Origin of the sequence: Rhodococcus sp. GXMU-t2271 (assembly GCF_041414735.1) — a bacterium.
In the GTDB taxonomy this organism is placed as follows: domain Bacteria; phylum Actinomycetota; class Actinomycetes; order Mycobacteriales; family Mycobacteriaceae; genus Rhodococcus; species Rhodococcus indonesiensis.
Map to the genome: position 1 here is coordinate 1 of NZ_JAUIZP010000086.1, position 316 is coordinate 316.

Genomic DNA, 316 nt, shown 5'->3' on the forward strand with positions numbered 1-316 from the left:
TCCGGAACGGTCGACGGCGCGGCATCCGCTGTTCCAGGTGGGCCTGTCCTTCCAGAACCTCGCGACGACCAGTCTCGAGTTGCCGGGACTGACCGTGTCCGGTGTGGACGCGGATCTGCAGACCTCGCAGTTCGACCTGCACCTGGTGGTCACCGACCGGTACGCCGACGACGGGGCCCCCGAGGGGATCACGAGCGTGCTCACCTACGCCACGGACCTGTTCGACGAGCCGACGGTTGTCGGTTTCGCGGAGCGGTTCGTGCGGGTGCTTGAGGCGGTGGTGGCCGATCCGTCGGTGGCGCTGGGGGATATCGAG

General features: G+C 68.0%; 1 protein-coding gene. It reads left to right on the forward strand.

Features of this window, described 5'->3' with window-relative positions; all coding sequences use genetic code 11:
* Nucleotides 1–316, forward strand: a 316-nt coding sequence (locus tag QYS60_RS25605) for a condensation domain-containing protein (protein WP_371384640.1), incomplete at both ends; no start/stop codon positions are given.